Below are 24,472 nucleotides of genomic sequence, written 5' to 3' on the forward strand. Positions count from 1 at the left end.
AACCAGGATGGTGGAGATCTTTACCCTGCTTTGGGCAGAGAAGAACGCGCTTCCTTCCGATCCGGAGAAAAACCGGGGTCGTATGGGACGGCCGCGGCGTTGACCGTGTTCCACCGGCGGAGTAGCGTCACATTCCACATACCAGAAGCAAATTTCGCGATGCGGAAGGCAGGATTCCATGGGCGCCACCAACGGGGTCGAGATCACCGGCCCGATGCACGAGCGTTACGACGAGATCCTCACCGATGACGCGCTCGCGCTCGTCGCGGACCTGCACCGCCGGTTCGAGTCCCGCCGCCAGGAGCTCCTCGCCGCGCGAGGGCGCCGCCAGGAGGAGATCTCCGCAGGCGCCGACCTGGACTTCCTCCCCGAGACCAAGGCCGTGCGCGACGACCCCGACTGGCGCGTCGCCCCTCCGGCCCCGGGCATCACCGACCGCCGCGTCGAGATCACCGGTCCCACCGACCGCAAGATGACCGTCAACGCGCTCAACTCCGGCGCCAAGGTGTGGCTGGCCGACTTCGAGGACGCCAACACCCCGCTGTGGGAGAACATGATCGGCGGCCAGCTCAACCTGCGCGACGCGCTGGACCGCGCCATCGACTTCAGCACGCCCGAGGGCAGGGAGTACACGCTCGGGGACGACTCGGAACTGGCCACCATCGTGGTCCGCCCGCGCGGCTGGCACCTGGACGAGAAGCACATCCTCGTCGACGGGCAGCGCGTCTCCGGCGGCGTCGTCGACTTCGCGCTGTACCTCTTCCACTGCGCGCGCCGCCAGATCGCCAAGGGCAAGGGCCCGTACTTCTACCTGCCCAAGATGCAGAGCCACCTCGAGGCGCGGCTGTGGAACGAGATCTTCGTGCGCGCCCAGGAGTCCCTCGGCATCGAGCGCGGCACCATCCGCGCCACCGTCCTGATCGAGACCGTCCCGGCCGCGTTCGAGATGGAGGAGATCCTGTACGAGCTGCGCGAGCACTCCGCGGGCCTCAACGCGGGCCGCTGGGACTACCTGTTCAGCATCATCAAGACGCACCGCACCCGGGGCCGGCGGTTCCTGCTGCCCGAGCGCAACGCCGTCACGATGACCGCGCCGTTCATGCGCGCCTACACCGAACTGCTGGTCAGGACCTGCCACAAGCGCGGCGCGCACGCGATCGGCGGCATGGCCGCGTTCATCCCGAGCCGCCGCGACCCCGAGGTCAACAAGGTCGCCCTCGCCAAGGTCCGCGACGACAAGTCCCGCGAGTCCGGCGACGGCTTCGACGGCTCCTGGGTCGCGCACCCCGACCTCGTCCCGGTCGCCATGGAGGTCTTCGACGGCGTCCTCGGGGAGAGGCCCCACCAGATCGACCGCACCCGCGACGACGTCTCCGTCTCCGCCGCCGACCTGCTGGACGTGGCGAGCGCGGGCGGCGGCGTCACCGAGGCGGGCCTGCGCGGCAACGTCAACGTCGCCGTCCAGTACCTGGCCGCCTGGCTGGGCGGCAACGGCGCGGTGGCGATCCACAACCTGATGGAGGACGCCGCCACCGCCGAGATCTCCCGGTCCCAGATCTGGCAGTGGCTGCACAACGACGTCGCCCTGGACGACGGCACCCCGGTGACCGGCGCGCTCGTGGAGCGCCTGATCCGCGAGGAGCTGGCGGCGGTCCGCGCGGCCGGGAACCTGGACCCCGCCCTCCTGGAGCGCGCCACCGCCCTGTTCAAGGACGTCGCGCTGGCCGACGACTACGCCGAGTTCCTCACCCTGCCCGCCTACGAGCAGATGCCGTAGACCGCTGACGGGAGGGCCCCGCCCGGCCGGCCGGAAGCGGTGGGCCGACCGGGTGGTCCTCCCGGCCCGGCCGGGCCCCACCGGACCGCGGTCGCCCGTCGGCGGCCCGGACACCGTGCCCGCCGTTACCCCGCCCCCGCCGGGGGGAAGGACTCTCAGGGCGGGGGCGCCGTTCCCGCCACACCGTGATCGGGGGCGACCTCCCATGCCGGACGCGATGACCGGTCCCGCCGCGCTGGCGCCGCGGCTGCGCGCCGTCTGCGGCGCGGACGGGGTCGTCACCGACCCCGCGCGGCGCCGCACCTATGAGAGCGACGGCATCACCTACCACTCGGCCGTGCCCGGGATCGTGGTGCTGCCCGAGACCACCGGGCAGGTGGCCGCCGTGGTGCGGCTGTGCGCCGAGCACGGCGTGCCGTTCGTGCCGCGCGGTTCGGGCACGGGCCTGTCCGGCGGAGCGCTGCCCCGCCCCGACGGGGTCCTCGTCGTCACCTCCCGGATGCGCCGCGTCATCGAGGTGGACATCCCCAACGAGCGCGCCGTCGTCCAGCCCGGCGTGTTCAACCTGGACGTGACCAGGGCCGCCGCCCCGCACGGCTACCACTACGCGCCCGATCCGTCCAGCCGGCAGGTGTGCTCGGTGGGCGGCAACATCGCGGAGAACTCGGGCGGGGCGCACTGCCTCAAGTACGGGTTCACCGTGAACCACGTGACCGGCCTGGAGATCGTCACCCCGCGCGGGGACGTGGTGCGCCTGGGCGGCAAGGCCCCCGACGCGCCCGGATACGACCTGATCGGCGTGTTCGTCGGCTCCGAGGGCACGCTCGGCATCGCCACCGAGATCACCGTGCGGCTGACGCGCGCCCCGCAGCGGACCAGCACTCTGCTGGCGGCCTTCCCCACCATGGACGCGGGCGGCAGGGCGGTCTCGGCGATCATCGCCGCCGGGGTGCTGCCCGCCGCCGTCGAGATGATGGACGCCCTCGCCGTCGAGGCCGCCGAGGCCGCCGTGCGGTGCGGCTACCCCGAGGGCGCGGGCGCGGTGCTCATCGTGGAGCTGGACGGCGCGGCCGAGGACGTCGCCGCCCAGTTCGAGGCGGTCACGGCGCTGTGCCGCGCGGCGGGCGCCTTCGCGGTCCGCGCCGCCGACGACCCGGCCGAGCGCGCCCGGATCTGGAAGGGCCGCAGGTCCGCGTTCGCCGCGGTCGGCCGGATCAGCCCCGCCTACATCGTGCAGGACGGCGTGGTGCCGCGCACCGCGCTGGGCGGGGTGCTGGCCCGGATCTCCGAGCTGTCGGCGCGCTCGGGCATCCGGGTGGCCAACGTCTTCCACGCCGGGGACGGGAACCTGCACCCGCTGGTGCTGTTCGACGACGCCGAGCCCGGCGCCGCCGAACGCGCCGCCGAGGTCTCCGGGGCGATCCTGGACCTGTGCGTCGAACACGGCGGATCCATCACCGGCGAGCACGGCGTGGGCGTGGACAAGGCCTGCCACATGCCGCGCATGTTCAGCGACGACGACCTGGCCACGATGGACCTGTTCCGGCGGGCCTTCGACCCCGACGGCATCGCCAATCCCGAGAAGGTGCTGCCGACGCCGCGGCTGTGCGGGGAGCGGCCGGGCGTGGTCAGGGGCGAGCACCCGCTGGTGGCGAGCGGGCAGGCCGAACTTTTCTGACCGGGGCGTCCGGAGGTGTCGGGAGGGGGCGGATGGGTCCGGAGCAGGTGTTGGCCGCGATCGGCGCGACGGGGGTGCGGGCCCGGCCCGGCACGGGGGACGACGCGGTGGTCGGGACCGTCCCCGCGGTGGTGGCGCGCCCGCGGGACACCCCGGAGGTGTCCGCGCTGCTGGGCGCCGCGGCGCGGCACGGCCTGCGAGTGGCGGCCGCGGGCAACGGCACCAAGCGGGACTGGGGCGCCGCCCCGACCGGCTGCGACCTGCTGGTGGAGACCGGGGAGCTGGCCGGGATCGAGCATGCGCGGGGCGACCTGGTGGTGCGGACCGGAGCGGGCGCGCCGATGGACGGGCTGCGCGCGCTGCTGGGCCGGGCGGGGCAGCGACTGACCGCTGACCCGATGGTCCCCGGGGCGACCGTCGGCGGGACGGTGGCGGCGGGGGTCAGCGGGCCGCTGCGGATGCTGCACGGGCCCCTGCGGGACCTCGTCATCGGGATGACCGTGGTGCGCGCCGACGGGGTGGCGGCCAGTTCGGGCGGCGTCGTGGTCAAGAACGTGGCCGGCTTCGACCTCGGCAAGCTGCACACCGGCGGCTGGGGGACGCTGGGGGTGATCACCTCGGTCACCTTCCGCCTGCACCCGGTGCCCGCCGCCTTCCGGCTGGTCGGGGCGCGCTTCCCGGACCCGGTCGCGGCCGCCGGTCCCGTCGGCGCGGTGCTGGCCTCCCAGGCGGTCCCTGCGGCCGTCGAACTGGACTGGCCGCCGGGTGGCGGGCCGGTCCGGCTGTTCGTCCTCGTGGAGGGCGCGGCCGAGGGCGTGGACGCCCGGGCGGGCGGGATCGCGGCCCTGCTCGGCGCGCGGGACGTGCGGGACGCGCTCCCCGACGGCTGGGGGACCCTTCCCGGGGAGCCGGAGTGCACGGTGCTGAAGATCGCCGCGCCGATCCGCGGGCTGCCCGTGGCGCTCACCGCGCTGCGCGCCGAGGCGGGGACGGGCTGCTCCTTCCGCGGCTCGGCCGGTGCGGGCGTCGGCTACGCCGCGCTGCCCGTCGGCACCGGCGCGGACCGCGTCGCCCGGGTCCTGGCCCGGACCCGGGACGCGCTCCCCGACGGCTCGGTCACCGTCCTGCGCCAGTCCCCGGACCTGCGCGGGCTCCCCCTCGACCGGTGGGGCGAGGTCCCGGGCGCCGAGCTGATGCGCGCGGTCAAGGACCGCTTCGACCCCGCCCACCGCCTCGCACCGGGCCGCTTCCTGGACCACTGACGTCCGTTCGGGCCCTGTCGGCGCGGCCGGCCCGGCGGGGCTCCGAGAGCCCGGGGCTCAGTCGACCGCGGCCTCGGCGGGGAAGCGGGCGTCCAGGTCGGCGCGCATGGCCGCCAGGGCGGCCCTGGACTCGGCCAGGCCCCGGAGCGGTCGGCGCTCCCGCAGGTAGCGGGCGGCCCCGGCGCGCTGCCCGGCGTCCCACTCCCCGTTGACCGGGAGGGCGTCGCCGCGCCACCGGCCCCGCCCGCCCGCGACCATCCGGGACTGGCGCGACGCGCGCGAGGTCGTGTCCGGCCCCCGGGACCGCCAGGCGATGGCGTCGAGCTCCTCCGGGGTGGGGCCCAGCGGGAGCAGCCCGGACTCCACGACCTGGACCAGCGCGTCCAGCGCGGTCAGCCCACTGCCGACCAGCGTCGCCACGCGGGTGCGGACGTCGTCGCCGGCCTCCGCGAGGTCCGGCGCGAAGCCGCCGAGCAGCCTCCCGGCCTCGGTGAGCGCGGCCGCCTGCGCCCGGACGGCGGCGGCGCCTCGCTCCGCGGCCCCCGGACGCCCCGCGACCCTGTCGTCCAGGGACGCGGCGACCTCCTCGGCGGCCGACACGGCCTCGTCCAGCCGGTCGCGGAGGCGGCGGAGTCCGGCCCCGACCTCGGGCCGCCTCCCGGCCCGCTCCGGCGCGTCCAGCACCGGCACCGCCGCCGACGCGACCTCGACGAGCATCATGGTGAAGGCGAGCATGTCCAAGCCCTTCCCTGAGGGGGTTCACCGGACATTGTGTCGGGTAACCCCCTCATCAGTACACATCCCGCCGGGAACGGGCCGGGGCGTCCGCGCTCGCACGAGGGGACGGAGGCGACCGATGACCGATTTCCCGACCGGTGCCGAGACAGGGCCTCCCTCCCCCCGACGCTCCTTCGACGACCTGCTCGGCGACTGCGTGCACTGCGGGTTCTGTCTGCCGACCTGCCCCACCTACGTGCTGTGGGGGGAGGAGATGGACTCCCCGCGCGGGCGGATCCACCTCATGGCCCAGACCAGGGACGACGTGCTCACCCCCGAGGTCGTCCAGCACTTCGACCGCTGCCTCGGCTGCCTGGCGTGCGTGAGCTCGTGCCCGTCGGGGGTGCGGTACGACTCGCTCATCGAGTCCACCCGGGCCCGGGTGGAGGCCGAGCACCAGCGGGGCCCGCGCGAGCGGCTGCTGCGGGCGCTGGTCTTCGCGCTGTTCCCGTACCGGCGCAGGCTGGACCTGCTGCGCGGGCCGCTGCGCGCCTACCGGGCCTGCGGCGCGTCCGCGTGGCTGCGCCGCAGTGGGGTGCTGGAGCGGGTCTCGCCGTCGCTGGCCGCCATGGAGCGGGTCGCGCCGCCGCTGCGGACCGTGCCCGCGCTGCCCGGGCGGCTGCCCGCCGTGGGGAGGCGGCGGGCCGTGGTGGGCCTGCTCACCGGGTGCGTGCAGGGCTCGCTCCTCCCCCAGGTGAACACCGCGACCGCGCGCGTGCTGGCGAGCGAGGGCTGCGAGGTGCTGACCCCCCGCGCCCAGGGGTGCTGCGGGGCGCTGTCGGCGCACTCGGGCCGGGCCGCCGAGGCCGCCCGGTTCGCGCGCGCCACCGTCGAGACCTTCGAACGCGCGGGCGTGGACACGGTCGTGGTGAACTCGGCGGGCTGCGGAAGCAGCATGAAGCACTACGCCGACGTCCTGGCCGAAGCGGGGGCCGGGCCCTCCTGGGAGCGGCGGGCCCGCGCCCTGTCCGCACGGACCGCGGACCTCACCGAGTTCCTGGTGCGGCTGGGGCCGGTCGCCGAACGGCACCCGCTGCCCGTCCGCGCGGCCTACCACGACGCCTGCCACCTGTCGCACGGGCAGGGGGTGCGGGACCAGCCGCGCGAACTGCTGCGCGCGATCCCCGGCCTGGAGCTGCTCGACCTGCCCGACCCGGACCTCTGCTGCGGCTCCGCCGGGGTGTACAACCTGCTGCGCCCCGACGCGGCCCGCGAGCTGGGCGACCGCAAGGCCGGAAACCTGCGCTCGACCGGCGCGCGCCTGCTGGTCACGGGCAACCCCGGCTGCTCGCTGCAGATCGCCTCCGCGATGGAGCGCGGCGGACACCCCGTGTCCGTGGCGCACCCCGCCCAGGTCCTGGACGCCTCCATCCGGGGCCTGGACGCGTCGGCCCTGCTGGAGGACGCGCCCTAGAGAGTCTCCGACGCGGGGGTGAATTCGGGCACCGGTGGTTTTGTTGACGGTCTTGGGCTTTCTGCCCGTTTCGGGGGCTGGAAGGGCGGAAAGCCCATGATCATTCCGGGGCAGAGCAGGACCGGCCCTCGAACCTCCGCGTCACGGACACCCGGCGGGGACGCGCGGGCCTCCGGCCGCGCTCGCCGTCGCCGCCCGCCGTGCGCACCGCCGGGTCCGCTGAGGGTGATGCCGTGCTCGCTGACGCGGCGCGCGCGGCCGCCTCCCCACAGCGTCGAGCACGTCCACGCCCACGCCCCCGGGGCCGTATTGCCGGAACAGCAATTTTCCGTGCCAAAAGATAGAGGTTCCGTTGAGACTGGGCGCACCCGACAGAAGGAGCCCCATGAGCACCAACGAAGCGGCCGCGTTCTGGGACGGCGTCCACGCCCCCCGACCGGCGACCACCCCGCGGCCGTCCCCGCGCGGCACCCTTCTCCCCGCGCGGGCGGGGGTCAACATCGTGCTCACCCTCCTGCTCCTGATCGGCGCCGCGGCCTGCGCCACGTCGGCCCCCGAGGAGGACGCTCCCCCCTACGCGGCCGCCACCCGGGGCGACCCCGAGTTCGAGGGCGCCTTCCGGCACGAGTTCGCCGACGTCGACGGAGTCCGCATGCACTACGTGACCGGCGGCAGCGGCACGCCGTTGGTGCTGGTCCACGGCTGGCCGCAGACCTGGTTCGGCTGGTGGTCGATCATGCCGGAACTCGCCGAGCACCACACCGTCTACGCCGTGGACCTCCCCGGGCTGGGTGACAGCACCGGTTCGCCGACCGGTTACGACAAAGCCACCCTGGCCCGGTACGTGCACGCCCTGATCGCCGATGAGCTCGGGGTGGACGACGCCAACGTCATCGGGCACGACCTCGGAGCCGCGGTGGCCTTCCAGTACGCCAGCCAGTTCCCCGACGACACCGAGCGCCTCGGCTACCTCGACCTGCCGCTCCCCGGGCCCGGGATCGACGCGTCCGCGTACCGCTCGATGAGCTGGCACATCGCCTTCCACTCCCAGCCCGAGGTCCCCGAGGCCGTGGTCGGCGACGACGTCCGCGACTACCTGGCGCTGTTCTACCCCCAGGTCTCCTTCAACGGAACGGCGTTCGGGGGCACTTCGGACCAGTCCCCGTTCACCGACGCCGAGATCGACGAGTACGCACGGACCTACGCCAGGCCCGAGGCCCTCACCGGCGGTTTCGAGCTCTACCGCACCCTCGACGAGGACGTCCGCGACACCGTGGAAGCGGAACCGGTCGACACCCCGGCCCTGGTCATGACCGCCCAGGGACAACTCGACCCGGTCCGAGCCACCGTGGACACGCGCATGACCGACATCGTGCGCGCGGTGGAGGTGCCGGGCGCGGGGCACTGGCTCGTCGAGGAGAACCCCGAGTTCGTCACCGCGGAGTTGCTCCGCTTCCTCGACGGATGACCCGGCCCCGGGAGCGGCGCGGGGGCGGCACCGCTCGAACGGTCGGGGCGCGCTGCCCCTCGCGGGGCGCCTCGGTGCTCGTGGAGGAGCGGGGCAGGCGCGGGACCGGCCCGGGTCGCGGTCGGGTCCGCAGGGGAGGGCCGGCTGTCCGTGCCGGTGGACGAAGTTCCCGTACCGCTCGTCCTGGCCACCGTCACGGTCACGGCGGGGTGGGGGAACCGGCCCTTCACCGCACCGGCGCACTCGGTCGGGAGGCCTCCGCGCGCGCCGGGCCGCTTCCCCGGTGCTCCGGGGTCAGCTCTCGGCGGTGTACCCGATGTCGGCGTAGTCCAGTGTGCCGAAGCCGGGGGCGCCCGCGTTGGCCAGGGTCCCCCGGACGGCGAAGAGCTGGGGGCGCTGGTAGAGGGGGAGGGTGTGGCCCGCCTCCCACAGCAGGCGGTCGGCCTCGTTGATCCGCTCGGCCGCGGCGCCGTCGTCCCGCGGCTCCAGCGCCGCGGCCAGCGCCTCGTCGATCCGGTCCGAGCCGATCCGCCCGACGTTGGAGCGCCACTGCGGCTCCCCGTCGGGGCCGGCCACCGCGTCGGACCACTGGTACAGGAACTCCGACACGGGGAAGCCCGAACCGGAGTTGACGAAGGCGACCAGGTCGTAGTTGCCGGGCAGCACGTAGTTCCCGAAGAGCTGGTCCCCGGGGACGCCCTCGATCTCGACGTCGAAGCCGATCTCGCCGAGCATCGCCTGCACCAGTTCGGCCTCGCTCCGGGCCGGGGCGAAGCCCTGCGGGACCACGAAGCGCAGCCTCAGGGGCTCGCCGTCCCTGGTGCGGACCCCGCCGTCCTCCCCGGCCGTCCAGCCCGCCTCCTCCAGCAGCCGCGCGGCCCGCTCGGGGTCGTACTCGCCCCACTCCCCGCTGTTGTCGGCGTACCCCGGCTGGTTGGGCATCAGGAAGCGGTTGCCGACCACCGACGGCGGCCAGTCGACGGAGCTGAACGCCGACTCGGCGAGGGCCGAGCGGTCGATACCGAGGAAGACCGCGTGCCGCACGTCAACGTCGTCGAGCACCGGGCTCTGGCCGTTGAGGGTGATGTGCCGGTAGTCGGGGGCGAGGGCGGTGCGGATCTCGCCGTCGGAGGCGTCTCGGACCCGCTCGTAGGAGCCCGAGTCGACGGGGAGCGCGTACAGGTCGATGCCGCCGTCCAGGAAGGCCGCGTCCAGCGCGTCGGGGGCCAGCGAGCGGAAGACGATCCGGTCGAGCTTCGCGGGATCGCCCCACCAGTCGCCGTCGCGGCGCAGGGTGACGCTCTGGGCGGTGCGGTCGATCTCCCCGGTCTCGAACGGGCCCGCGGTGGCCGGGATCGCGTCCAGGTAGCCCTCGTTGAACGCCTCGGGGCTCTCGGTGTACTCCTCCGGCAGCAGGGGCGAGAACAGCGACCGGTAGTCGGCGAAGGGCTCGGCGAAGGTGATGACCACCTGGTACTCGTCCTCGCCCGCGCGCACCCGCTCGATGCGGTCGTAGCCGACCGTGCCGAGGACCTGGTAGTCGGGGTCGGCTCCGGACAGCGCCTCGGCCATGGACGCGTAGTCGCGCCAGGTGACGGGGTCCCCGGTGGACCACCGGGCCTCGGGGTTGAGGGTGAGCGTGACGACCTGCCGCGGCTCGGTGTCGACCTCGACGTCCGTCACGTAGTCGGGGTCGGGGTGCGCCTGCCCCTCGGAGTCGGTGCTGAACGGCGCTGGCAGCAGCCCGCGCAGGACGGTGTCGACGGTGCCCAGGTTCCCGGCCGCGTGGTGCGGGTTCCACTGGGTGGGGAACTCGTTGATGCCCCAGCGCAGCGTCCCGCCGTCGGCGAGCAGGGCACGGTCCACGGCGTTGATCGAGGCCGAGGGCAGTTCGTCCGGGGACGGCGGCCGCCCCGGCTCTCCCGTCCCGCAGCCCGCCAGTGCGGTGGCGAGGGCCAGCAGGGCCGCCCCCACCGGAAGCACGCGCCGTTTCCCTAATCGCACCTGTCCCCCAAACGTCCTGGCTCCGGAGCGGTGAGAGGCCCCGCGTTCGCGGGTGTCGCCACCGGATCGACGCGCTCTGACCGACCCAACGAAAGGCACCAATGGAACAATTGGGAAATAATACTTGCTTCGGGTACGGAGGAGGAGTCCCCGCCCCCGACACTTCTCACGCCGTGCGGACACGGGGATCCAGCAGGAAGCTCACGGTGTCGACGAGGAACCCCGCCGCGATCACGCACGCCGCGCCGAAGCAGCAGACCGCCGCCACCGCGTTGACGTCCCCCTGGCCGACCGAGTCCAGCAGGTACTCCCCCGCCCCGTGCCAGCCGAACACCTTCTCGGTGAAGACCGCGCTGGTCAGCAGCAGTGCCAGGGAGTACCCGAAGTAGGCGACCGCCGGGGCGAGCGCGGTGCGCAGCGCGTGCCGCACGAGCGCCCTCCTCCGGGTCAGCCCCTTCGCCCGCGCCGTGCGCACGTAGTCCGCGTCGACCTGGTCGGCCATGAGGTTGCGCTGGTAGCGGCTGTACAGGGCGATCTGCGGCAGCGCCACGGTCAGGGTCGGCAGGACCAGGTGGCGCGACCGGTCCAGCAGCCACGCCCCCGCCCCGCCCTCCAGGCCGGGGGTGTACTCGCCCGTGGCCCGCAGCAGCTCCACACCCGTCCCCTGGTTCACCCACAGCGCCGCGTTCTGCAGCGACACCGCGACGACCACCACCGGAACCGATATCAACACGAAGGACACCGCGGTGGCGGCCCGGTCCGCCGGGCCGTGCCTGCGGCTGCCCGCCCAGGCCCCCAGCAGCACCCCGCCGACGCAGCCGACCACCGCCCCGGGCAGCAGCAGGCGGACGCTGACCCCGATCCGCCGTCCCAGCTCCTCGGTGACCGGGGCGCCGTCCCAGGTCCGGCCGAAGTCGCCGGTCGCCACGCCGGAGACCCAGACCGCGTAGCGCTGGGCCAGCGGTGTGGCGTCGTTGAGGTTGTACGCGTCGAGCGCGGCGTCGACCACCTCGGCCGGCGGGGGCGGGCGCCTCCCCTCGTAGTTCGCGCGCGGGTTCAGCGCCCCGGCGGCGAGCAGGTAGGCGCAGCTCGCCGCCACGAACAGCAGCAGCAGGCGGCCCGCAAGCCGACGCAGCAGGAAACGGGCCACCACGGCTCCATCACGGCTAGAGCGGGTCTCGCGGATCAGACGGGCAGGAGGAGTTCGCCTTCGGCGACGATCACGGCGGGGCCGCGCAGCCGGGCCGCGCCCGCCGCCAGGAGCACCGTGCACACCCCTCCGGGGACGCGCACCGTCCACTCGGCGTCCGCCCCCGGGGCGGTGGCCGCCGCGGCCGCGGCCACGATCCCGGTCCCGCACGAGCGGGTCTCGGCCGCGCCGCGCTCGTACACGCGCATCTCCAGCACACCGGGCTCGACCTCGCGGAACACCTCGACGTTGGCTCCGGCGGGGAACTCCTCGGGGTCCAGCACCGGGGCGCGGTCCAGGTCGACCTCCGCGACGGGCCGCTCCACCCGGCAGGCCAGGTGCGGGTTGCCCACCGAGATCCGCTCGCCGCGCACGGCCCCGTCCGCCAGCAGCGCGCCGCCCGGACCCAGGACGCGCACCGGGCCCATGTCCACGGTGACGTCCCCGTCGTCCTCGACCGTCACCCGGCGCGCGCCCGCGCGGGTGCCCACCTCGAACACCCCGTCCGCCAGGAGGCCCGCGTGCAGCAGGTAGCGGGCGAACACCCGGACCCCGTTGCCGCACATCTCGGCGACGCTGCCGTCGGCGTTGCGGTAGTCCATGAACCACTCGCAGCCCAGCGACGAGGCCGCCGCGCCGTCCAGCCGCTCGTCCAGCGCCTTGGTGCGCACGACCCTGAGGACGCCGTCCGCGCCCAGTCCCGCGCGCCGGTCGCACAGCGCGGCGACGGCGGACGCGGTGAGCTCCAGCGCGCCGTCCGGATCGGGGAGGATCACGAAGTCGTTCTCGGTGCCATGACCTTTGGCGAAGCGCATGCTGCTCATCCTAGATCGTTGGTGTGGAACCGCCGTCCGGTCGGGGACGGCGGTCCGGCCGGGCCGTTCCGCCGGCGCGGGGCCCGCGCGGCGACGCCCCGCGGCCCTGGGCGGTCACCCGTGGCCGAGGGGACCACTCGACCGCCCCGAAGCCCTCGACCAGGTGATATTCCCACATCGCGGCCCCGAACGGGTTTCCCCGGGCCGTCGGCCGGACGGCCGGCGGAGCGTCGGGGCACTGCCACACTGGGAAGATGAGCACAGTGATCGCGGTCGTCGGGGCGACCGCAGCGGGAAAATCCGACCTGAGCGTCGGGCTGGCACTGCGACTGGGCGCCCACGGCTCCCCCGCGGAGATCGTCAACGCCGACTCCATGCAGCTGTACCGGGGCATGGACATCGGCACGGCCAAGCTCACCGTGCCCGAGCGGCGCGGCGTCCCGCACCACCTGCTCGACGTCTGGGACGTCACCCAGGCCGCGAACGTGGCCGACTACCAGCGGATGTCCCGCGCGCTCATCGACGAGCTGCGCGCCCTCGGGCGCGTCCCGGTCCTGGTCGGAGGGTCGGGCCTGTACCTGCGCGGCGCACTGGACGAACTGGACTTCCCCGGCACCGACCCGGCCGTGCGCGCCCGGCTGGAGGCCGAACTCGCCGCGCAGGGCCCGCTCGCGCTGCACGCCCGGCTCGCCCGGCTCGACCCCGCCGCGGGCGAGGCCGTCCTGCCCACCAACGGGCGCCGCGTCGTGCGCGCGCTGGAGGTCATCGAACTCACCGGCGGGCCGTTCGCCGCCACCATGCCCGAGCACGTCTCGCGCTACCCGTGCGCGCAGATCGGGCTGGCCGTGCCGCGCCCCGAACTGGACGCGCGGATCGAACTGCGGGTGGCGCGGATGTGGGAGGCGGGCCTGGTGGACGAGGTCCGCGCGCTGGAGAAGGCCGGGCTCCGCGAGGGCTTCACCGCCTCCCGCGCCCTCGGCTACGCCCAGGTGCTGCGTTTCCTGGCCGGGGAGTGCTCCGAGGCCGAGGCCCGGGAGGAGACCGTGCGGGCCACCCGCCGCTTCGCCCGCCGCCAGGAGTCCTGGTTCCGCCGCGACCCGCGCGTGCACTGGCTTCCCCACGACGCCCCCGACCTGCTCGACCGAGCGTTCGCCCTGGCCACTGGGCCTGTCGGGTAGAAGAATCTCCTCCCCTTTTACCGAAACCCCCCGGTGGCGTCCTCGAACGCGCGTACGATCCGCTGTATGAGCGAGATCACCGCGTACCCGCCGGGCGCACCGGCCTGGTTCGACATGACCGTGCCCGACCTCGGTTCCGCCCAGCGCTTCTACTCGACGCTGCTGGGCTGGGAGTTCGACGAGGGCCCCTACTCCCTGGCGGGGATCGGCGGCAGGCGGGTCGCCGGGCTCGCCGAGCCCTGGGGCGACGCCCCACCACCCGAGCAGTCCAACTGGACGGTGTACCTGTCCACCAACGACATCGACGCGACCCTCGCCGCGGTCCGCGAGGCGGGCGGAAGCGTGGTCTCCGGGCGCGGCGACATGCCGGGGATCGGGTCGATGGCGATCATCCGCGAGCCCACCGGCACGGTCTGCGCCCTCTGGCAGGGCGACGGCCTCCCGGGCACCGAGGCCTCGGGCGTCCCGGGGGCGCCTGTCTGGTCCGAGGTGACCAGCACGGACACCGCGGCGGCCACGGACTTCCTCGTCTCGGTCTTCGGCTACGAGACCGAACGCACCCTGGGGTTCGACTACGTCACCCTGTACAGCGGCGGCGAGCCGGTGTGCGGCGTCTACGGCGGCTCCGACGGGCGCGTCCACCGGGGGCACGGCGCGTGGCTGCCGTACTTCGCGGTCCGGAACGCCGACGCGGCGGGCGAGCTGGCCGAACGCGAGGGCGGCAAGATCCTGCGCGGCGCGGAGAACTCCCCCTACGGCCGGTGGGCGATGCTCGCCGACCCCGTGGGCGCCCACTTCGCGGTGGTCGGGTCCGCCGACCGCTAGCAGAGCCCGCCCCTGTCGATGTCCTGACGCCACCGCCCTGAAATCCGTGGTTTCAGGGCGGTGGCGTCAGGACATCGACAGGGGCGCGGCGGGTCAGCGGGGGAGCCACCGCGCGACGAAGTAGCCGACCCCGTAGGGCGCTTCGTGGGCGAGGAGCTCTCCGGCGAGTCCGGCGCCGTCCGCGGCGCCCGCGAGGACCTGCCAGGCGGCGCGGCCCTCCGCCATCAGGTCGTCCGACAGCGCCGGGTCGAGTCCGGCGAGGGCGCGGACGTCGGCCCTCTCCAGGGCTTCGGCCAGCGCCTCGTCGTAGCCCGCCGCGCGCCCGTCCATCCGGCCGGGCGAGTTCGCCGCGCGCCGCGCGCTGCCGTCGCCCATCACCAGCAGGGCCACCCGGGGCGCCTCCTCGGCCAGGGCCGCCCCCAGCACCAGGCACTCCTCGGTCCTGGCGTCACCCGCGACCTCGGCGTAGGAGTGCGGAGCGGCGCCGCACCGCTCGGCCAGCCAGCGCCCCAGGGTCAGCGACAGCGGCAGCGTTCCCGGCCCCCGCCCCACCACCACGTCGACGCCGTACCCGGCCAGGCTCCCCGCGGCTCCGGCCGGGTGGACCCGGGTCCGCCCGCCGCCGCCGACCACCGTGAGCCGGTCGGGGCGCGCGGCGGCCAGCGCGGCCACGGCGCGCTCGCAGGCCGCGCGCACGCGGGCGAGTTCGGCCGCGGCGCCACCGGCGACCCGGGGGACCAGCAGGGGCGGGTAGGGGCACACGGCGGCGGCGATCAGCACGTGTCGAGCGTATCGGGCGCACCGGTAAGCGCTTCGTACCGACTCCGCGACTGGCCGCCCGCCCCGCGCCGGGTCACCATGGCCGTGTGACCGAATCCCGGATCCGGCCACACGGTCGCACGGTCGCAACAGAAGGACGCGGCGTCCGTGGCCGTGTCCGCATCCGCCTCCCCGGCTTTCCCGGCACCGCGCGTCCTCGACGCCGCGGCCGGGCCCCGGTCGCCCGGGTCCACCGGCGAGCCATCGTGGACGAGGCCGCCCGGGCGCGGCCCGGACGAACGCGCGGCGCCCCGGCGAGGTCCTGCCGACGCCGCGGCCCGGCCCGTCACCGGCCTCCACGAGCGGGCCGAGGAGCCGTCCCGCCAGGAGACGCGGCGCCAACCGAGGCAGTAGACACAGAGGGAGCAACGACGATGACGTCAGCCGCCAATCCGCTGGGCGCGCACGTGGGCGAGCACCCCGGCGAGCCGAACCTCGCGGACCCCGGCCTGGTCTCCGACCCGTTCGGAGGCTACGGCGCGATCCGCGAGCACGGGGCCGTCACGCGGGGCCGGTACTTCGACGGAACGCCCGTGTGGCTCGTGACCCGCTTCGACGACGTGCTCACCGTGCTGAACGACCGCCGCTTCGCCAACGACCCGCTGTCCGTACCCGGCCAGGAGACCGACACCACCGCCGCGTACGCGGCGGAGGCGCTGGGCCTCCCCGAGCAGTTCGTCCCGTACCTGCTGGGCAACCTGCTGCGGAAGGACCCGCCGGACCACACCCGGCTGCGCAGGCTCGTCTCGCGCGCGTTCACCGTGCGCCGGGTGTCCGAGCTGCGCCCGCGCGTGGAGCTGATCGCCGAGGACCTGCTGGACCGGCTGCCCGACCACGCCGAGGACGGCGTGGTCGACCTGATCGAGCACTTCGCCTACCCGCTGCCGATCACCGTCATCTGCGAACTGGTGGGCATCCCCGAGCAGGACCGCCCGCGATGGCGCGAGTGGGGCGCCGCCCTGGTGTCGCTGCGGCCCGAGCCGTTCGCCGACGCGATCAGGGCGATCGTCGAGCACGTCCACGCGCTGGTCCTCGAACGGCGCGCGGCACCGACCGGCGACCTCCTCAGCGGGCTCGTCCGGGCCCGCGACGAGGACGACCGGCTCACCGACACCGAACTGGTCACCATGGTCCTGACCCTGGTCCTGGCCGGGCACGAGACCACCGCGCACCTGATCGGCAACGGCGTCGAGGCGCTGCTCGCCCACCCCGACCAGCGCGCCGCGCTCCAGGCCGACCCCGGCCTGCTGCCGGACGCCGTCCACGAGCTGATGCGCCGGTGCGGCCCCGTGCACCTGACCCGGCTGCGCTACGCGACCGAGGACGTCGAACTCGCCGGGACCCTCGTCCGCCGGGGCGACGTCGTGCAGCCCGTCCTGGTCGCGGCGAACTCCGACCCCCGCCGGTACTCCGCGCCGGACCGGCTCGACCTCTCCCGCGAGCGCGGGGGGCACGGGGAGGGCCACCTCGGCTTCGGGCACGGGGCGCACTACTGTCTCGGCGCCGCGCTCGCCCGCCAGGAGGGCGAGGTCGCCTTCGGCTCGCTGCTGCGCCGCTACCCGGACCTGTCCCCGGCCGTGCCCCCGGAGAAGCTGGCACGCGTGCCGGTCCCCGGATCGTGGCGTCTCACCAGCCTCCCGGTCCGCCTCTGACCGCGCGGGCCGCCGGGCTCGGGGTCCCGGCGGCCCTCGGTCGGCTCAGGCCGGGGCGCAGCCGCCCGATACGGCGGGGAGCGGCTCGGGGACGCCCACCTTCGGGATGCCCAGGAGGACGCCGGGGGCCGACGCGGCGGGGGCGGCGTTGCGGGCCTCCCAGGCGTCGCCCGAGCGGGTGCGGCGCACCGCGCGCACCCCGGAGTCGGCGACCAGGTGGTGCGGGGCCGCGTAGGTGACGCCCACCGTGGCCAGGTCCCCCGGGCGCAGGACGGCGGCGGTCTCATCGTCCACCGAGAAGTGCACCAGGCGGTTGTCGGGGGCGCGGCCCGACAGGCGGCGGCGGACGCCGTCCTTGCGGCCCTCGCCCTCGGCCACCAGCACCTCGACCTCGCGGCCGACCAGCGCGGCGTTCTCCTCCTCGGAGACGCGCTCCTGGAGTTCGACCAGGCGCATGTACCGCTCCTGCACGACCTCCTTGGGCAACTGGCCGTCCATCGAGGCGGCCGGGGTGCCCGGGCGCTTGGAGTACTGGAAGGTGTAGGCGTGCGAGAAGCGCGCCTCCTCGACCACCCTGAGGGTCTCGGCGAAGTCCTCCTCGGTCTCGCCGGGGAAGCCCACGATGATGTCGGTGCTGACGGCCGCCTCGGGCATGGCGGCGCGGACCTTCTCGACGATCCCCAGGAACCGGTCCTGGCGGTAGGAGCGGCGCATGGCCCGCAGCACCCGGTCCGAGCCCGACTGCAGCGGCATGTGCAGCTGCGGCATGACGTTGGGCGTCTCGGCCATCGCCGCGATCACGTCGTCGGTGAAGTCGCGGGGGTGCGGGGAGGTGAACCGGACCCGCTCCAGGCCCTCGACCTCGCCGCAGGCGCGCAGCAGCTTGGAGAACGCCTGGCGGTCGCCGAACTCGGAGCCGTACGCGTTGACGTTCTGCCCCAGCAGGGTGACCTCGATGGCCCCCTCGGCGACGACCGCGCGGACCTCGGCGAGGATGTCGCCGGGGCGGCGGTCCTTCTCCTTGCCGCGCAGCGCCGGGACGATGCAGAACGTGCAGGTGTTGTTGCAGCCCACCGAGATGGAGACCCAGGCCGCGTAGACCGACTCGCGGCGGGTCGGCAGGGTGGAGGGGAAGGTCTCCAGCGACTCGGCGATCTCCACCTGCGCCTCGCGCTGGACCCTGGCCCGCTCCAGCAGCACCGGCAGGGAGCCGATGTTGTGCGTCCCGAAGACCACGTCCACCCAGGGCGCCCGGCGGGTGATCTCGCCGCGGTCCTTCTGGGCGAGGCAGCCGCCCACCGCGATCTGCATGCCGGGGTTGGCGTCCTTGACCGGGCGCAGGTGCCCGAGGTTGCCGTAGAGGCGGTTGTCCGCGTTCTCACGTACCGCGCAGGTGTTGAACACGACGATGTCCGGCGTGGCGTCCTGGGCTGCCCGCTGGTACCCCGCGTCCTCGAGCAGGCCCGAAAGGCGCTCGGAGTCGTGGACGTTCATCTGGCAGCCGTAGGTCCGCACTTCATAGGTACGACTCTGGCTCACCCGTCCAGGCTAGGGCATGTTCGGCGGACCGGTTCAGGTCCGCTGCGCCGGTGCGCCCGCGCGGCCGGCCGGGCGCCCCGCCGCGCGGGCCCGCTCCGGGGCTCCCGCGCCGGTCCGAAAGCCCTCGTCCGCCCCGCCCCGGCGCTCGCCCGGGGGGGCGACCGCAACCGGCCAAGTTGACGCGACGGGCTGTGACCGGTGAGACGCCTGAGGCGATTTCTGGCTGTTTAAGTAACATTTGTACTGATTTCGGAGTAACAAGTCTGCTACTCCGTCTCGCCAGGGCGTTTCTTGTGATGACAAGGAAATCTTCGCCGACTAGGTTCCCGTCACATGACCGCAACTCCTCTCGTCGTGCTGGAGAACGTCGACAAGCACTTCGGCGAGCTTCACGTGCTCCGCGACATCAATCTCTCCGTCAACGCCGGCGAGGTGGTCGTCGTCATCGGCCCCTCGGGCTCGGGCAAGTCGACACTGTGCCGGACCATCAACCGGCTGGAGACCATCGACACCGGGCGCATCCTGCTGGACGGCCAGCCCCTTCCCGCCGAAGGGCGCGGCCTGGCCAAGCTGCGCAGCGACGTCGGCATGGTGTTCCAGTCCTTCAACCTGTTCGCGCACAAGACGGTGCTGCAGAACATCACCCTCGGGCCGATCAAGGTCCTGGGCCAGTCCAAGGCCGAGGCCAACGCGCGCGGCATGGAACTGCTGGAACGGGTCCGCATCGCGGAACAGGCCGACAAGTACCCGGCCCAGCTGTCCGGCGGGCAGCAGCAGCGCGTGGCGATCGCCCGCGCGCTGGCGATGAACCCCAAGGTGATCCTCTTCGACGAACCCACCTCCGCGCTGGACCCCGAGATGGTCCAGGAGGTCCTCGACGTCATGACCGACCTGGCCAGGGAGGGCATGACCATGGTCGTGGTCACACACGAGATGGGCTTCGCGCGCAGGGCCGCCAACCGGGTCGTGTTCATGGCCGACGGCCAGATCATCGAGGAGAACACTCCCGACGAGTTCTTCACGAACCCCAGCTCCGAACGCGCCCGCGACTTCCTCTCCAAGATCCTGACCCACTAGGAGGTGCTCTCCGGCCGCTTCCGGGCGGGCGAACGTCCTTCGGGACGCGGACCCGGAACGGTCAGAGGGACACCCCCAGGGCACCTGGCGTTCCCCGCACGAACAAGAAGAAGGAAGAAGAGGTTCCGAACATGCGATTCCGCCGCATCAGCACGACCCTGGCCGGAGCATCCGTCCTGGCTCTCTCCCTCGCCGCCTGCGGCACCGCCGAGGTCGGCGGTGGCGGCGGCGGTGAGGGCGAAGGCGAAGGCGACCGCATCACCATCGGCGTGAAGTACGACCAGCCGGGCCTGGGCCTGCTCGAGGGCCAGGCCCCGGTCGGCTTCGACGTGGACGTGGCCACCTACATCGCCGGCGAGCTGGGCTACTCCCCCGAGCAGATCGACTGGACCGAGGCCGCCTCGGCCAACCGCGAGTCCTTCCTCCAGCAGGGCACCGTGGACATGATCGTGGCCACCTACTCCATCACCGACGAGCGCAAGAACGTGGTGGACTTCGCCGGGCCGTACTACGTCGCCCAGCAGGACATCCTCGTGGCGGCCGACAACGACGACATCAGCGGCCCCGAGGACCTCGACGGCAAGGTGCTGTGCTCGGCGTCCGGCTCCCGCTCGGCCAACAACATCGTCGACAGCGAGGAGGACGGCGGCCTGGGCATCGGCGCCGAACTGCGCGAGGCCGGCAACTACTCCGAGTGCCTGGAGCTGCTCGGCAACGGCACCGTCGACGCGGTGACCACCGACAACACCATCCTGGCCGGGTTCGCCGCGCAGAACCCCGACGCGTACAAGATGGTGAACAACCCGTTCGGCGAGGAGAAGTACGGCGTGGGCCTGCCCAAGGGCTCCACCGAGCGCTGCGAGGAGATCAACGCCGCCATCACCAAGATGTGGGACGAGGGCGTGACCACCGAGTACCTGGAGACCGCCTTCGGCGAGACCGGGTTCGCCTACGCCGAAGAGCAGCCCGCGGTCGAAGGCTGCGCGTAACATCTGACCGCACGCTCCGGCCGGCAGGGGTCCGCCCCCGCCGGCCGGGCACATGACCGGCTGGGATCCATGGAAGCCTTCCTCAGCAATATCGACAAGGTCGTCGACGGTTTCTCCTGGACCGTCCGGCTCACCCTCTTCAGTGCCCTGTTCTCGTTCCTCCTGGGCATCCTCCTGACCGCGATGCGGGTCTCCCCGGTTCCGCTGCTGCGCGGTGTGTCCACCGCGTACGTGGAGACGATCCGCAACACCCCGCTCACCCTGGTCCTGCTCTTCTGCGGCCTGGGTCTCAACAGCGCGCTGGGTCTGAGCCTGGCCGGCAGCGTGGCCTGGGACGTGTTCTGGTGGGCCGTGGTCGGCCTGTCCGCGTACACCTCCTGCTTCGTGTCCGAGTCCCTGCGGTCGGGCATCAACACCATCCCGCTCGGCCAGGTCGAGGCGGCCCGCTCGCTCGGCCTGACCTTCACCCAGAACCTGCGCCTGATCGTCATCCCGCAGGCCCTGCGCACCGTCGTGGGCCCGCTGGGCAGCGTGCTCATCGCGCTCCTCAAGAACACGACCGTGGCCTCCGTCGCCGGACTCGGCGTGCAGGAGGCCTCACGAGAGATGAAACTGATGTTCGACCAGGGCATCGCGCCGGTCCTGCCGACCTTCGTCGGCTTCGCGATCGGCTTCCTCATCCTGACCCTGCCACTGGGGTACTTCTTCGGCTGGCTGAGCAAGCGAGTGGCGGTGGCCCGATGAGCGCGCAGAACGTCCTGTTCGACGTTCCGGGCCCCAGGGCCCGGGCCCGCTACGCGGTGTACACCGTGTTCACGGTGCTGGCCTTCGCCGCCGCGCTGGCGGTGGTGTACCTGGGCTTCAACCGGACCTTCGGCGAGGGCGCGCCCCCGCTGCTCAGCGCCCGGGCGTGGGCCGTCAACCCCGAGGGGCAGTGGGCCGCCGACAAGTGGGCGCCCTTCCTGGACCCGGCCACCTGGACGGACTACGTCATCCCGGGTCTGCAGAACACGCTGACCGCCGCGCTGCTGGCCTCCGTGCTGGCGATCGTGTTCGGCCTGGTGTTCGGCATCGGGCGGCTCTCGGACAACCGGGGGATCCGGACGGTGTCCGGAGCGGTGGTGGAGTTCTTCCGCGGCATCCCGCTGCTGATGCTCATCTTCTTCACCATGGCGCTGCCGATCGCCGTGAACCAGTTGCTGCAGGCCTTCGGAATGCCGCCCCTGACACCGGGCACCTTCCAGGTCACCGCGCTGACCGCGGTCGTGACCGGGCTGACCCTGTACAACGGCTCGGTGCTGGCCGAGGTGTTCCGCGCCGGGATCAACGCCGTGCCCAAGGGCCAGTCCGAGGCGGCGTACTCGATCGGCATGAACAAGGGCAAGGTGATGCGGCTGATCCTGATCCCGCAGGCCGTCACCTCGATGATGCCCGCGATCGTGGCCCAGCTGGTGGTGCTGCTCAAGGACTCCGCGCTCGGCTACATCATCGCCTTCCCCGAGCTGCTGCGCAGCTTCACGCTGATCGGCACCCGGTACGGCAACGTGATCCCCGCGGCGATCATCTGCGCGGTCATCTACGTCGTCATCAACATCTCGCTGAGCCGCCTGGCCATCTGGCTGGAACGGCGCAACTCCCGGCGCGGCAGGGCGACGCCCCACGTCGGCGCGGTGGGCGTGGAGCCCTCCGACGTCGAACCGGTCGGCGCCGCCGACACCGGGAAGCGGCCCGACGAACCGGGCGGACACTAGGCCCCGCCCCGGACCGTTCCGGGGCCCGCGGCCGACGGAGCCCCGCCCCCGAGTACTCCTCGGGGGCGGGGCTCCGTCTTCTCCACCCGGCGGGCCCCGACGGCTAAGGTCGGTCCTGGGCGCGAACCGGGGGACCCTCGGGTCGGCGGCCCACCCGTCCTCCACTCGTCATCCAACGACCCGGGACCGCATCCATGACCGAACGCGTGACCCTTCCCTACGGCAGCTGGCCCTCACCCGTCGCCGCCGCCGACATCGCCCGCGGGACGAGCCGCCTGGGCTTCCCCTCCGTCGTCGGAGACGAGATCTGGTGGGAGGAGTCCCGCCCCGATGAGGACGGCCGTAACACGGTGATGCACCGCGCGGCCGACGGAACGGTCACCGACCTGCTGCCGCCCCCGTGGAACGCCCGCACCCGGGTGCACGAGTACGGCGGGCGCGCCTTCCTACCGGTGCCGCGCCGCGACGACAAGGCGCTGACCCGGTGGGGGATCGTCTTCTCCGACCTCACCGACCAGCGTCTGCACCTGCTGGAGAAGGGCGCGCGCGAGCCCCGCCCCCTCACCCCCGAACCCGCCTCCCCGGCGGCACTGCGGTACGCCGACCCCGTCCTGTCCCCCGACCAGAAGCACGTCGTCTGCGTGCGGGAGAGCCACGAGGGCGGCTCCCCGGTCCGCGCGATCGTGTCCGTCCCGCTGTCGGGCCGGGCCGCCGAAGACCCCTCCGCGGTGCGCGAGCTGGTCACCGGCTCGGACTTCTTCGCCTCCCCGGTCCCCTCGCCCGACGGCACGAAGCTGGCGTGGATCTCCTGGAACCACCCGCGCATGCCCTGGGTCGGCACCGAGCTGCGCGTGGGCGACCTCGACGGGTCCGGCCCGGTGACCGCCCCCTACACCCTCAGGGGCGGACCGAAGGAGTCGGTGCTGGCGCCGCTCTGGCGCGACTCCCGGACGCTGTACTTCGTGTCCGACTGGGCCGGCTGGTGGAACCTGTACGAGATCGGGACACGCGGCCCGGCGATGGCCCTGTTCCCCGAGGAGGCGGAGTTCACCCCTGCCCCCTGGCAGCTCGGCACCACCCCGTTCCGCGTGCTCGACGACGGCCGGATGGTCGTCCTGTACGGCAACGCCGACCTCGGGCCCGGGGTCTACGACCCCGCCACCGCCGAACTGGTCCCGCTGAAATCCCCTCTGACCAGCTGGCAGACCCTGGCCTGCGACGGCACCAGCGTCGTGGGGATCGCGGCCTCCCCCACCGAGCCCGCCTCCCTCGTCCGGCTCGACCCCGACACCGGGGCCACGACCACGCTGCGCCGCTCCCCCGGCCGGCTCCCCGACACCGCCCTTCTGCCGGTCCCCGTCGAGGAGACCCTGCCGGGCCGGTACGGCGGGACCGTGCACGCCTTCGTCTACCCCCCGACCAGCCCCGACGCCGTGGGCGAGGGTCCCGCTCCCTACGTGGTGTGGGCGCACGGCGGGCCGACCACCGCGGCCGGCAGCGCGCTCGACCTGGAGAAGGCCTACTTCACCAGCCGGGGCATCGGCGTCGTCGAGGTCAACTACGGCGGTTCCACCGGCTACGGGCGCTCCTACCGGGAGCGGCTGGACGGCCAATGGGGCGTGGTCGACGTCGAGGACGCCGTCGCGGCGGCGCGGGCCCTGGTCGACCGGGGCGTCGCCGACCCCGCCCGCCTGGCCATCCGCGGTGGCAGCGCGGGCGGGACCACCACCCTGCTCGCGCTGACCGGGGACACCTTCGCGTGCGGCGCCTCCTACTACGGCGTCACCGACCTGCTGCGCCTCGCCGAGGAGACGCACGACTTCGAGTCGCGCTACCTCGACACCCTCGTCGGGCCGCTGCCGGGCTACGCCTCGACCTACCGGGAGCGCTCCCCCGTCCACCGGGCCGCCGAGATCGACGTCCCCGTCCTGCTCCTGCAGGGCGCGGACGACCCTGTGGTGCCCCCCGCGCAGGCCAGGAAGCTCGTCGCGGTGCTGCGCGAGCGGGGGGTCCCGCACGCCCACGTGGAGTTCCCCGGCGAGAGCCACGGCTTCCGCGGGGCCGCCGCCGTCACCACCGCTCTGGAGACCGAACTCGCCTTCTACTGCAAGGTGTTCTTCGGCTTCACCCCGCCCGGCGTTCCCCCCGTCGAACTGACCGGCGAACTGCGGCACTCGTACTAGGGGACCCCCGGCGCGAGGGTGGTTCGCGTGCCGGTGCTTGGGGGGCCTTTTCGACCTCACGCCACGCGGACCACG

19 protein-coding genes are annotated in these 24,472 nt (G+C 73.7%); 13 read left to right on the forward strand and 6 right to left on the reverse strand.

The features are described 5' to 3' along the window. The first annotated feature begins 178 nt into the window (after positions 1-178). From aceB to EV190_RS12680, 3 genes are all read left to right on the forward strand, one after another. On the forward strand, positions 179-1,777 hold the full coding sequence (gene aceB / locus EV190_RS12670) for a malate synthase A (RefSeq protein ID WP_133741736.1): 1,599 nt from the start codon (positions 179-181) through the stop codon (positions 1,775-1,777). A gap of 205 nt (positions 1,778-1,982) precedes the next feature. Then, positions 1,983-3,455, forward strand: a complete 1,473-nt coding sequence (locus EV190_RS12675; protein WP_133741737.1) for an FAD-binding oxidoreductase — start codon at positions 1,983-1,985, stop codon at positions 3,453-3,455. 32 nt (positions 3,456-3,487) lie between these two features. Then, positions 3,488-4,717, forward strand: a complete 1,230-nt coding sequence (locus EV190_RS12680) for an FAD-binding oxidoreductase (protein ID WP_133741738.1) — start codon at positions 3,488-3,490, stop codon at positions 4,715-4,717. A 57-nt stretch (positions 4,718-4,774) separates the two neighbouring features. Here the strand turns inward: EV190_RS12680 and EV190_RS12685 are convergent, their stop codons facing one another. Next, the gene (locus EV190_RS12685; RefSeq protein WP_133741739.1) at positions 4,775-5,452 is read right to left on the reverse strand and encodes a hypothetical protein; all 678 of its coding nucleotides are present in this window, start codon (positions 5,450-5,452) and stop codon (positions 4,775-4,777) included. A gap of 121 nt (positions 5,453-5,573) precedes the next feature. Here EV190_RS12685 and EV190_RS12690 point away from each other — a divergent pair, with 121 nt between their 5' ends. Together EV190_RS12690 and EV190_RS12695 are read left to right on the forward strand one after the other, a co-directional pair. After that, positions 5,574-6,908: a (Fe-S)-binding protein gene (locus EV190_RS12690; protein WP_133741740.1), complete on the forward strand. Its 1,335-nt coding sequence runs from the start codon at positions 5,574-5,576 to the stop codon at positions 6,906-6,908. A gap of 385 nt (positions 6,909-7,293) precedes the next feature. Further along, positions 7,294-8,376 (forward strand): alpha/beta fold hydrolase, encoded by a 1,083-nt coding sequence (locus tag EV190_RS12695; protein ID WP_133741741.1) that lies wholly within the window; start codon positions 7,294-7,296, stop codon positions 8,374-8,376. 294 nt (positions 8,377-8,670) lie between these two features. Here EV190_RS12695 and EV190_RS12700 read toward each other — a convergent pair whose 3' ends face one another. The 3 genes from EV190_RS12700 to dapF form a co-directional block, all read right to left on the reverse strand. Beyond that, a complete protein-coding gene (locus EV190_RS12700; protein WP_341770550.1) occupies positions 8,671-10,359 on the reverse strand; it encodes an ABC transporter family substrate-binding protein in 1,689 nt (562 codons plus the stop codon). Positions 10,360-10,546: 187 nt separating this feature from the next. Continuing rightward, positions 10,547-11,530, reverse strand: coding sequence for an ABC transporter permease (locus EV190_RS12705; protein WP_133741743.1), 984 nt, complete (start codon positions 11,528-11,530; stop codon positions 10,547-10,549). Between the two features lie 35 nt (positions 11,531-11,565). After that, complete coding sequence (dapF, locus tag EV190_RS12710) at positions 11,566-12,384, reverse strand: diaminopimelate epimerase (RefSeq protein WP_133741744.1); 819 nt, start codon at positions 12,382-12,384, stop codon at positions 11,566-11,568. 254 nt (positions 12,385-12,638) lie between these two features. Here dapF and miaA point away from each other — a divergent pair, with 254 nt between their 5' ends. Further along, on the forward strand, positions 12,639-13,562 hold the full coding sequence (miaA, locus tag EV190_RS12715) for a tRNA (adenosine(37)-N6)-dimethylallyltransferase MiaA (protein WP_133741745.1): 924 nt from the start codon (positions 12,639-12,641) through the stop codon (positions 13,560-13,562). 66 nt (positions 13,563-13,628) lie between these two features. After that, positions 13,629-14,387 (forward strand): VOC family protein, encoded by a 759-nt coding sequence (locus tag EV190_RS12720; RefSeq protein WP_133741746.1) that lies wholly within the window; start codon positions 13,629-13,631, stop codon positions 14,385-14,387. 93 nt (positions 14,388-14,480) lie between these two features. Here EV190_RS12720 and EV190_RS12725 read toward each other — a convergent pair whose 3' ends face one another. Beyond that, the gene (locus EV190_RS12725) at positions 14,481-15,167 is read right to left on the reverse strand and encodes a hypothetical protein (RefSeq protein WP_133741747.1); all 687 of its coding nucleotides are present in this window, start codon (positions 15,165-15,167) and stop codon (positions 14,481-14,483) included. 413 nt (positions 15,168-15,580) lie between these two features. On the opposite strand from EV190_RS12725, the gene EV190_RS12730 reads away from it, so the two are divergent. Beyond that, positions 15,581-16,858: a cytochrome P450 family protein gene (locus EV190_RS12730; protein WP_133741748.1), complete on the forward strand. Its 1,278-nt coding sequence runs from the start codon at positions 15,581-15,583 to the stop codon at positions 16,856-16,858. 45 nt (positions 16,859-16,903) lie between these two features. Here EV190_RS12730 and miaB read toward each other — a convergent pair whose 3' ends face one another. Next, complete coding sequence (miaB, locus tag EV190_RS12735) at positions 16,904-18,373, reverse strand: tRNA (N6-isopentenyl adenosine(37)-C2)-methylthiotransferase MiaB (protein ID WP_279536616.1); 1,470 nt, start codon at positions 18,371-18,373, stop codon at positions 16,904-16,906. A 357-nt stretch (positions 18,374-18,730) separates the two neighbouring features. Between miaB and EV190_RS12740 the strand changes: the two genes are divergently transcribed. The 5 genes from EV190_RS12740 to EV190_RS12760 all read left to right on the forward strand — a co-directional run bounded on the left by EV190_RS12740 (position 18,731) and on the right by EV190_RS12760 (position 24,397). Then, positions 18,731-19,474 (forward strand): amino acid ABC transporter ATP-binding protein, encoded by a 744-nt coding sequence (locus tag EV190_RS12740; protein ID WP_133741750.1) that lies wholly within the window; start codon positions 18,731-18,733, stop codon positions 19,472-19,474. A gap of 131 nt (positions 19,475-19,605) precedes the next feature. Next, on the forward strand, positions 19,606-20,463 hold the full coding sequence (locus EV190_RS12745; protein WP_133741751.1) for a glutamate ABC transporter substrate-binding protein: 858 nt from the start codon (positions 19,606-19,608) through the stop codon (positions 20,461-20,463). Positions 20,464-20,532: 69 nt separating this feature from the next. Next, the gene (locus EV190_RS12750) at positions 20,533-21,207 is read left to right on the forward strand and encodes an amino acid ABC transporter permease (RefSeq protein ID WP_133741752.1); all 675 of its coding nucleotides are present in this window, start codon (positions 20,533-20,535) and stop codon (positions 21,205-21,207) included. Further along, positions 21,204-22,214, forward strand: coding sequence for an amino acid ABC transporter permease (locus EV190_RS12755; protein WP_133741753.1), 1,011 nt, complete (start codon positions 21,204-21,206; stop codon positions 22,212-22,214). The genes EV190_RS12750 and EV190_RS12755 overlap by 4 nt, the downstream gene beginning before the upstream one ends. A gap of 194 nt (positions 22,215-22,408) precedes the next feature. Continuing rightward, the gene (locus EV190_RS12760; RefSeq protein ID WP_133741754.1) at positions 22,409-24,397 is read left to right on the forward strand and encodes a S9 family peptidase; all 1,989 of its coding nucleotides are present in this window, start codon (positions 22,409-22,411) and stop codon (positions 24,395-24,397) included. Positions 24,398-24,472 lie beyond the last annotated feature (75 nt).

Origin of the sequence: Actinorugispora endophytica (assembly GCF_004363075.1) — a bacterium.
In the GTDB taxonomy this organism is placed as follows: domain Bacteria; phylum Actinomycetota; class Actinomycetes; order Streptosporangiales; family Streptosporangiaceae; genus Actinorugispora; species Actinorugispora endophytica.

Coding starts and splice junctions, on each gene's coding strand:
- EV190_RS12740 (WP_133741750.1), top strand. CDS start 18,731: ATGACCGCAACTCCTCTCGTCGTGCTGGAGAACGTCGACAAGCACTTC.
- EV190_RS12730 (WP_133741748.1), top strand. CDS start 15,581: ATGACGTCAGCCGCCAATCCGCTGGGCGCGCACGTGGGCGAGCACCCC.
- aceB (WP_133741736.1), top strand. CDS start 179: ATGGGCGCCACCAACGGGGTCGAGATCACCGGCCCGATGCACGAGCGT.
- EV190_RS12755 (WP_133741753.1), top strand. CDS start 21,204: ATGAGCGCGCAGAACGTCCTGTTCGACGTTCCGGGCCCCAGGGCCCGG.
- EV190_RS12720 (WP_133741746.1), top strand. CDS start 13,629: ATGAGCGAGATCACCGCGTACCCGCCGGGCGCACCGGCCTGGTTCGAC.
- EV190_RS12695 (WP_133741741.1), top strand. CDS start 7,294: ATGAGCACCAACGAAGCGGCCGCGTTCTGGGACGGCGTCCACGCCCCC.
- dapF (WP_133741744.1), bottom strand. CDS start 12,384: ATGCGCTTCGCCAAAGGTCATGGCACCGAGAACGACTTCGTGATCCTC.
- EV190_RS12685 (WP_133741739.1), bottom strand. CDS start 5,452: ATGCTCGCCTTCACCATGATGCTCGTCGAGGTCGCGTCGGCGGCGGTG.
- EV190_RS12750 (WP_133741752.1), top strand. CDS start 20,533: ATGGAAGCCTTCCTCAGCAATATCGACAAGGTCGTCGACGGTTTCTCC.
- miaA (WP_133741745.1), top strand. CDS start 12,639: ATGAGCACAGTGATCGCGGTCGTCGGGGCGACCGCAGCGGGAAAATCC.
- EV190_RS12745 (WP_133741751.1), top strand. CDS start 19,606: ATGCGATTCCGCCGCATCAGCACGACCCTGGCCGGAGCATCCGTCCTG.
- EV190_RS12675 (WP_133741737.1), top strand. CDS start 1,983: ATGCCGGACGCGATGACCGGTCCCGCCGCGCTGGCGCCGCGGCTGCGC.
- EV190_RS12690 (WP_133741740.1), top strand. CDS start 5,574: ATGACCGATTTCCCGACCGGTGCCGAGACAGGGCCTCCCTCCCCCCGA.
- EV190_RS12760 (WP_133741754.1), top strand. CDS start 22,409: ATGACCGAACGCGTGACCCTTCCCTACGGCAGCTGGCCCTCACCCGTC.
- EV190_RS12680 (WP_133741738.1), top strand. CDS start 3,488: ATGGGTCCGGAGCAGGTGTTGGCCGCGATCGGCGCGACGGGGGTGCGG.